The sequence below is a fragment of the Kitasatospora sp. NPDC056783 genome, from assembly GCF_042789895.1.
Classification (GTDB): domain Bacteria; phylum Actinomycetota; class Actinomycetes; order Streptomycetales; family Streptomycetaceae; genus Kitasatospora.
In genome coordinates this window covers 38,355-46,022 of sequence record NZ_JBHUAF010000019.1, presented here as the reverse complement: position 1 = coordinate 46,022, position 7,668 = coordinate 38,355, and the positions used below count along the sequence as shown (strand labels likewise).

Genomic DNA, 7,668 nt, shown 5'->3' with positions numbered 1-7,668 from the left:
CGGCATGCTGCAGGCGCTCGGGGTGCGGCTGCGGGACGCCGACGGCGTCGAACTGCCGCCCGGCGGAGGGGCGTTGCGCCGGCTCGCGGAGATCGATCTCGGCCCGCTCGCCGGGGCGCTGGGCGGGGCCGAGGTCGTGGTGGCCTGTGACGTGGACAACCCGCTGCTCGGGCCGCGCGGCGCCGCCGCCGTCTACGGCCGGCAGAAGGGCGCCGACGACGGGGACCTGACGGTCCTGGAGGAGGGGCTGACCCGGTTCGCCGACCTGGTCGCCGAGGCCACCGGCCGGGACGTCCGGGAGGCGCCCGGCGCCGGAGCCGCGGGCGGGGTGGGCTTCGCCGCCCTGGCCCTGCTCGGCGCCACCATGCGGCCCGGCATCGAGCTGCTGCTCGACCTGCTGGGCTTCGACGGGGCCGTGCGCGGGGCCTGCCTCGTGGTGACCGGCGAGGGTTGCCTGGACGCGCAGACGCTCCACGGCAAGGCCCCCGCCGGGGTCGCCGCGGCGGCCGCTCGGGCCGGGGTCCGGGTGGCCGCCGTGGCGGGCCGGCTGGAACTGTCCGAACCCGAGTGGCGGGCCGCCGGCTTCGCCGCCGCGATCGCCCTGACCGACCTGGCCGAGCAGCCGGGGGACAGCGTCACCAGGGCCGCCGAGCTGGCCGAACTCGCGGGGGAGCGGCTGGCCGGCCGGCTGCTCCCGTGCTGAACCCGGCCGATTCCATCCATTGACGTTTTGTTGAAGGCGGGCCTAGGCTCCCGGCAACCGCTCACCACCTCCCGCGTTCCACGGCCAGAGAGCCGGCCCCGGAAGCGGCCTCCGAAGCGATCCCCGACGCACCCCCCGACGCACCCCCGACGCGTCTCCACGCACTCCGGCGCGTCCTCGGTACATCCCCGTAGAGCCCTCGCAGCACCCCCGCAGCACCCCCGCAGCGCCCTCGAACCATCCTCGACTCCCAGGTTCCGGAGGTCCTCATGCCTTTCAGCCGGCCGACGGTGATCCGCTCCCGACGGGTGGTCCTGCCCGACGGCGAGCGTCCCGCGGATGTGCTGATCCGGGACGGGAAGATCGCCCGGACCGCCCCGCACGGCTCGCTCACGGCCGACGGGGGCGATCTCACCGATCTCGGTGACACCGCCCTGCTGCCCGGCCTGGTCGACACCCACGTGCACGTCAACGAGCCCGGCCGCACCGAGTGGGAGGGCTTCGCCACCGCCACCCGGGCCGCCGCGGCCGGCGGCGTCACCACGATCATCGACATGCCGCTCAACTCGATCCCGCCCACCGTCACGGCGGCGGGACTGGGGGTCAAGCGGAGGGCCGCGGAGGGCCAGGCCTGGGTCGACCTCGGCTTCTGGGGCGGAGCCGTCCCCGACAACCTCGCGGACCTCGAACCGCTGTACCGGGAAGGCGTGTTCGGCTTCAAGAGCTTCCTCGCCCCCTCCGGGGTGGACGAGTTCCCGCATGTCGAGGCCGCCGATCTGGAGGCCGCGCTGGCCGAGCAGGCCCGGATCGGAGCGCTGGCGATCATCCACGCCGAGGACCCGGCCGTGCTCGCCGCCGCCCCGCGGCAACCCGGCGTCCACTACCGGGACTTCCTGGCCTCCCGGCCCGCCGGCGCGGAGACCGCGGCCGTCGCCCGGCTCCTCGACGCGGCCCGCCGCACCGGCGCCCGGGTGCACATCCTGCACGTGTCCTCGGCCGCCGTGCTGCCGCTGCTGCGGCAGGCCCGCGCGGACGGCGTGCGGGTGACCGCGGAGACCTGTCCGCACTACCTGACCCTCGCGGCCGAGCAGGTGCCGGACGGCGACACCGCCTTCAAGTGCTGTCCGCCGATCCGCGACGAGTCCAACCGGGACGCGCTCTGGGAGGCTCTGGCGAACGGCGAGTTCATCGCCGTCGTCTCCGACCACTCACCGTCCACCCCCGATCTCAAACTGCTGCCCGAGTACGGCGGCAGCGGCGACTTCGCGGCCGCCTGGGGCGGCATCGCCTCGCTCCAGCTGGGCCTGCCGGCCGTCTGGACCGAGGCCCGCCGGCGCGGCCACACCCTGGCCGACGTGGTGCGCTGGATGTCCGCCGGGCCGGCCCGACTGGTCGGCCTCACCGGCACCAAGGGCGCCATCGCCGCCGGCCACGACGCGGACCTGGTCGCGTTCGACCCCGACGGCGAGTTCGCCGTCCGGGCGAGCGGGCTGCACCACCGCAACCCGGTGACGCCCTACGCGGGCCGGACCCTCACCGGCGCGGTGCGCGGCACCTGGCTGCGCGGCCGCGAGGTGGACCCCGCGGCCCGGCCCCACGGCCGGCAGCTCACCCGGCCCGCCGCCCAGGGCGCCACCGCCTCCTAGGCCTCGTCCGACGCCGTTCCCTCCCCATCGTCGGTTCGCCCGCACCGTCCACTTCGCCACCCCCGTTCCCAGCACCACCGCCCTCCGCGCCACCGCCCTCCGCGCCACCGCCCTCCGCGCCACCGCCCTCCGCGCCACCGCCCTCCGCGCCACCGCCCTCCGCGCCACCGCCCTCCGCACCACCGCCCCGTCCGATCGCGTCCCAAGGAGAGTCCGTGACCACTGCCGACACCCCGAGTGCACCGTTCACCGAACTGGTCGACCTGGCTTCCCGACTGCTCGGCGCGGGCGTCGTCGCCACCAACGAGGACACCTTCGCGGACGCGGAGAACCTGCTGGTCACCAAGCCCGCCGAGTTCCGGCCGCACACCTTCGGGCACAAGGGCCAGATCATGGACGGCTGGGAGTCCAAGCGCCGCCGCGGGGTCCGCGCCGAGCGGCCGCACCCCACCGACGAGGACCACGACTGGGCGGTCGTCCGGCTCGGCGCCGCCGGAGTGATCCGCGGCGTGATCGTGGACACCGCCCACTTCACCGGCAACTACCCGGAGTCCGCCTCGGTCGAGGCCGCGTCCGTCCCCGGTCACCCCTCGCCCGAGGAACTGCGGGACGCCGACTGGACCACGGTCGTGCCGCGCACCCCGCTGAAGGGCGACACCGCCCACGAGTTCGCCGTCGCGGACGGCACCCGCTACACCCACGTGCGGCTCAACATCTTCCCGGACGGCGGCGTCGCCCGGCTGCGGGTGCACGGCGAGGTGCTGCCCGACCCGCGTGACCTGGCCGGCCTCACCTTCGACCTGGCCGCCCAGGAGTTCGGCGGCGTGGCCGAGGCGGCGTCCGACCGCTACTTCTCCTCCCCGCACAACCTGAACGCTCCCGGTCGCGCCTCCGTCATGGGCGACGGCTGGGAGACCCGGCGTCGGCGTGACAAGGCCAACGACTGGGTGCGGATCGCCCTGGCCGGGGGTGGTGAGGTGCTGGCCGCCGAGGTGGACACGTCCTACTTCGTCGGCAATGCCCCCGGCTGGGCCGACCTGCTCGGCTTCGACGCCTCGACCGGGGCCGACCCGGCCGACGGCGAGTGGTTCGAACTCCTGCCCCGCACACGCCTCCAGCCCGACACCCGGCACCGCTTCCGGCTCGCCGCCGGCCGTCCGGTGACCCATGTGCGGATCAACGTCTACCCCGACGGCGGGCTGGCCCGCCTGCGGCTCACCGGCCGCCTCACCGGGGCCGGTCTCGCCGCCCTCGCGCTGCGCTGGTTCGACGCCCTCCCGGTCGCCGAGGCCGTCGGGGCCCTCACGGGCGAGGGGCTCGACGCGGACGAGGCCGTCGCGCTGACCGGTGCCCGCCCGCTGGCCGGCCGGGCGTCCGAGGCCCCGGCCGTGGCCGTCGTGCGCGCGCTGCTCGCGAACTGACGATTCGTCACATCCTCCACGTACCGCCTTATCGACACCTGAAGGACCCCCCATGTCCAAGATCCTGACCACGGAGTCCGGCGCCCCGGTCACCGACAACCAGAACTCGGCGTCGGCCGGCGAGTACGGCCCGCTGCTGATCCAGGACCAGCAACTGCTGGAGAAGCTGGCCCGGTTCAACCGCGAGCGCATCCCGGAGCGCGTCGTGCACGCCCGCGGCTCCGGCGCCTACGGCTACTTCGAGGTCACCGACGAGGTCGCGCGGTACACCCGGGCGGGCTTCCTCTCCGAGGTCGGCAAGCGCACCGAGGTCTTCCTGCGCTTCTCGACCGTGGCCGGCAACCTGGGTTCCGGCGACGCGGTGCGCGACCCGCGCGGCTTCGCGCTGAAGTTCTACACCGAGGACGGCAACTACGACCTCGTCGGCAACAACACCCCGGTGTTCTTCGTCAAGGACCCGGTCAAGTTCCCCGACTTCATCCACTCGCAGAAGCGCGACCCCTACACCGGCGTGCAGGAGGCGGACAACGTCTGGGACTTCTGGGCCCACTCGCCGGCCTCGACCCACCAGATCACCTGGCTGTTCGGCGACCGCGGCATCCCCGCCTCGTACCGGCACATGAACGGCTACGGCTCGCACACGTACCAGTGGGTCAACGCCGAGGGTGACGCCTACTGGGTGAAGTACCACTTCAAGACCAACCAGGGCATCCGCTGCCTGGACGCCGGCCAGGCAGCCGAGGTGGTCGGCGGCGACGCCGACTCGCACCAGCGCGACCTCCACCAGGCCATCGAGCGCGGAGTGTTCCCCTCCTGGACCCTCCACGTCCAGCTGATGCCGGTCGCCGAGGCCGCGGACTACCGCTTCAACCCCTTCGACCTCACCAAGGTGTGGCCGCACGCCGACTACCCGCTGGTCAAGGTCGGCCGCCTGGTGCTCAACCGGAACCCGGAGAACGTCTTCGCCGAGGTCGAGCAGGCCGCCTTCTCGCCGAACAACTTCGTGCCCGGCATCGGCCCCTCCCCGGACAAGATGCTCCAGGGGCGGCTGTTCGCCTACGCGGACGCCCAGCGCTACCGCCTCGGTGTCAACCACACCCAGCTGCCGGTGAACGCCCCGCGCGCCACCGAGGCGAACAACTACGGCCGGGACGGGCTGATGGCGGCCAACGGCGCCGGCCGCGGCAAGAACTACGAGCCCAACTCGTTCGGCGGCCCGGCCCAGACCGACGAGGCGCTCGCCGCGCCGGTTCGGGTGAGCGGCCACACCGGCTCGTCCACCACGCCGGCGCACACCAAGGACGACGACTTCTTCCAGGCCGGCGAACTGTACCGGCTGATGTCGGCGGGCGAGAGGAGCCGGCTGGTCGACAACCTCGCGGGCTTCCTGGCGCAGGTCTCGCGCGACGACATCGTGGAGAAGAACCTCGCCCACTTCCACGCCGCGGACGAGGAGTACGGCGCCCGGCTGGCCGCCGCCGTCGCCAAGCTCAGGGCGGGCGAGGAGGGCTGACGGTCCCGCGCGACGAGCCCCACTTCCCGCGCGGTCGGGGAGGGGGCCGTCGTGGTGTCCGCCCGGACCGTCGTGGTGTCCGTCCGGACCGGCCGACGGCCGCTGTACGGAACGTCCGCGGATATGCACGGACGGCAGTCGTCGCGGTCGCCGGGTCGATAGGCTGGTGCCTGCCCGCGGGCGCTCCGTGGGGGACATCGGAAGGGGACGACATGTCGACACCAGCCCCGGGTCGTCACGCCGCACTGGACCAGGGTCCGGCGGGCCCGTTCACCTCCCTCCAGCACGCCCTCAGACTGTTGGAGGCGGTCGACCGCCTCCCCGACGGCGCCACCCTGGTGGCCCTCGCCCGGGAGACCTCGCTCGGGCTGCCCACCGTACGGCGACTCGCCGAGATCCTGGAGGTCGAGGGCTATCTCCAGTGCCAGGACGGGGGTTGGCTGCTGGGCGGCACCTTCGCGCTGCTCGGCCAGCACAACCGGGAGCAGTTGGTGAAGGCCCGGCTCAACTGCAAACTCGCGGAGCTCCGGGACGAGTTGGGCGCTGCGGTGTACTTCAGTCGCTACCACGACGGCGAGTTGACGGTGGAGGCGGTCTCGGCCGCCGACCACGCGCCGGCGGTGCTGGAGTGGGTGGACTTCCGGGCCACGGCGCACGCCAGCGCGATCGGCAAGTGCCTGCTCAGCCAGCTGGACTCGGACGCCCGGCGCGACCACCTCTCCCGGCACCCGGTCGCCCGGCTCACCTCCCGCACCGTCACCGACGCCGACCAGCTGATGCACCGGCTGGAGCGGCAGCCGGCCACGGTGCCGGTGCTGGACATCCAGGAGTACGCGCTGGGCACGGTGTGTGCGGCGGTGCCGATCACGGCGGGCAGCACGGTCGGCTGCCTGGCCACCTCGATGCCGGTGGGGAACGTCCATAAGCTGAAGGCCGCCGCCGAACTGCTGGCGGCCCGGGCGGCGCCGCTGATGCTGGCGATGGCGGTCTGAGCGCCGCCCGGCCGCGGGGCCCCGGTGGACGCGTGCCGTCCGGCGGGGCCTTCGGGCTTTCCGGCGGCCCGAGCGCGCGTTTCGAACCAGCGTTCCGAACCTGTGTTCGTCAGGTCGTCGTATGGTGCGCGTCACTTATTAGACTCGATGTCGATAAGACCCGCCGAAACCCTTGTCCCCGCGGCTACCCGCGAGTACGTTTCCCTGAGTCGAGCCCCCGCTCCCAGGTCAGGAGGGTCTGCCATGTCCCGTTCCACTCCCGTCCCCACCCTCGCCGCCCCCGCCGAGCGCGTGCACGACGGTCTCGTCCTGGAGCCCCGGGACGTCCGCTTCGACTGGGCCCGGCTGCCCCTGCACTGGATACCGGACGAGCCGATGGCCACCCACGTGATCAACGTGCTGCACCTGCTGCTGCCCGAGGGGGAGCGGTGGTTCGTCAAGGTCTTCAAGGAAGCGCTGCCGCTCATCCGGGACGAGCAACTGCGCGAGGAGGTCCTCGGGTTCATCGGACAGGAGGCCATCCACGCGGAGGCGCACCAGGAGGTCCTGGAGCACCTGCTCGGCCAGGGGCTCGATCCGCGGCCGTACGTCCGGCAGGTCTCCTGGCTGTTCCGTCGTGTCCTCGGCGACAAGCCGGGGCTGACGCCGGCCCAGCGGCGGGAGAACATCATCGAGCGGGTCGCCTTCATCGCGGCGATCGAGCACTTCACCGCCTTCCTCGGCAACTGGATCCTCAACTCCCCGGGGCTGGACCGGGCCAAGGCCGACCCGACGATGCTGGACCTGCTGCGCTGGCACGGCGCGGAGGAGGTCGAGCACCGCAGCGTCGCCTACGACCTGATGGTCCACCTGGACCCGGGCTACCTGCGCCGGGTGCGCGGGATGGCGATCTCCGGGCCGCTGCTGGTCCACCTCTGGGTCCGCGGGGCCCGATTCCTGCTCGCCGCGGACCCGGCCCTGGGCGGGCGGCTCAAGCCCACCTGGCGGGAGGCCGGCCGGATCTCCAAGCGCGGACTGCTGCCGGACCCGGTCAAGTCCCTCCGCTCCGGGCTGCGTTACCTGCGGCCGGGCTACCACCCGACGCAGGAGGGCTCCTCCAGCCAGGCGCTGGGCTACCTCGCCACCTCCCCGGCCGCGCGCGCGGCGGCGGGGCGCGGGTGAGGGGGGCGCGGGTGAGGGATGAGGGGCGGCGGTGACGGGGGGACAGGGTTCAGCGAACAGAAAACGTCATCTGTTCGCTGAACTCTGAACTCTGAACTCTGAACTCTGAAAGCTGTCCGCTGAACTCTGAACCCCGCCCCCCGTCGACCCCCCCCGTCGACCCCCCGGCGGACCCGCCTCCGTCAGCTCCGCTCCTGCCCCGCCCGCCGCCCCGCCCTCCCAACGCCCAAGG

The 7,668-nt window shown here is 73.5% G+C and carries 6 protein-coding genes; all 6 read left to right on the top strand.

Translation table 11 applies throughout. The features are described from left to right. On the top strand, positions 1–703 hold a 703-nt coding region (locus ACFRMQ_RS05455), incomplete at its 5' end, for a glycerate kinase (protein ID WP_380727193.1). Between the two features lie 269 nt (positions 704–972). Beyond that, on the top strand, positions 973–2,349 hold the full coding sequence (gene allB, locus ACFRMQ_RS05450) for an allantoinase AllB (protein WP_380727191.1): 1,377 nt from the start codon (positions 973–975) through the stop codon (positions 2,347–2,349). A 215-nt stretch (positions 2,350–2,564) separates the two neighbouring features. Further along, positions 2,565–3,770: an allantoicase gene (alc, locus tag ACFRMQ_RS05445; RefSeq protein ID WP_380727189.1), complete on the top strand. Its 1,206-nt coding sequence runs from the start codon at positions 2,565–2,567 to the stop codon at positions 3,768–3,770. Between the two features lie 52 nt (positions 3,771–3,822). Next, positions 3,823–5,283, top strand: a complete 1,461-nt coding sequence (locus tag ACFRMQ_RS05440) for a catalase (protein ID WP_380727187.1) — start codon at positions 3,823–3,825, stop codon at positions 5,281–5,283. 212 nt (positions 5,284–5,495) lie between these two features. Next, a complete protein-coding gene (locus ACFRMQ_RS05435; protein WP_380727185.1) occupies positions 5,496–6,275 on the top strand; it encodes an IclR family transcriptional regulator in 780 nt (259 codons plus the stop codon). Positions 6,276–6,518: 243 nt separating this feature from the next. Beyond that, positions 6,519–7,436: a metal-dependent hydrolase gene (locus ACFRMQ_RS05430; RefSeq protein WP_380727183.1), complete on the top strand. Its 918-nt coding sequence runs from the start codon at positions 6,519–6,521 to the stop codon at positions 7,434–7,436. The last annotated feature ends 232 nt before the right edge of the window (positions 7,437–7,668 follow it).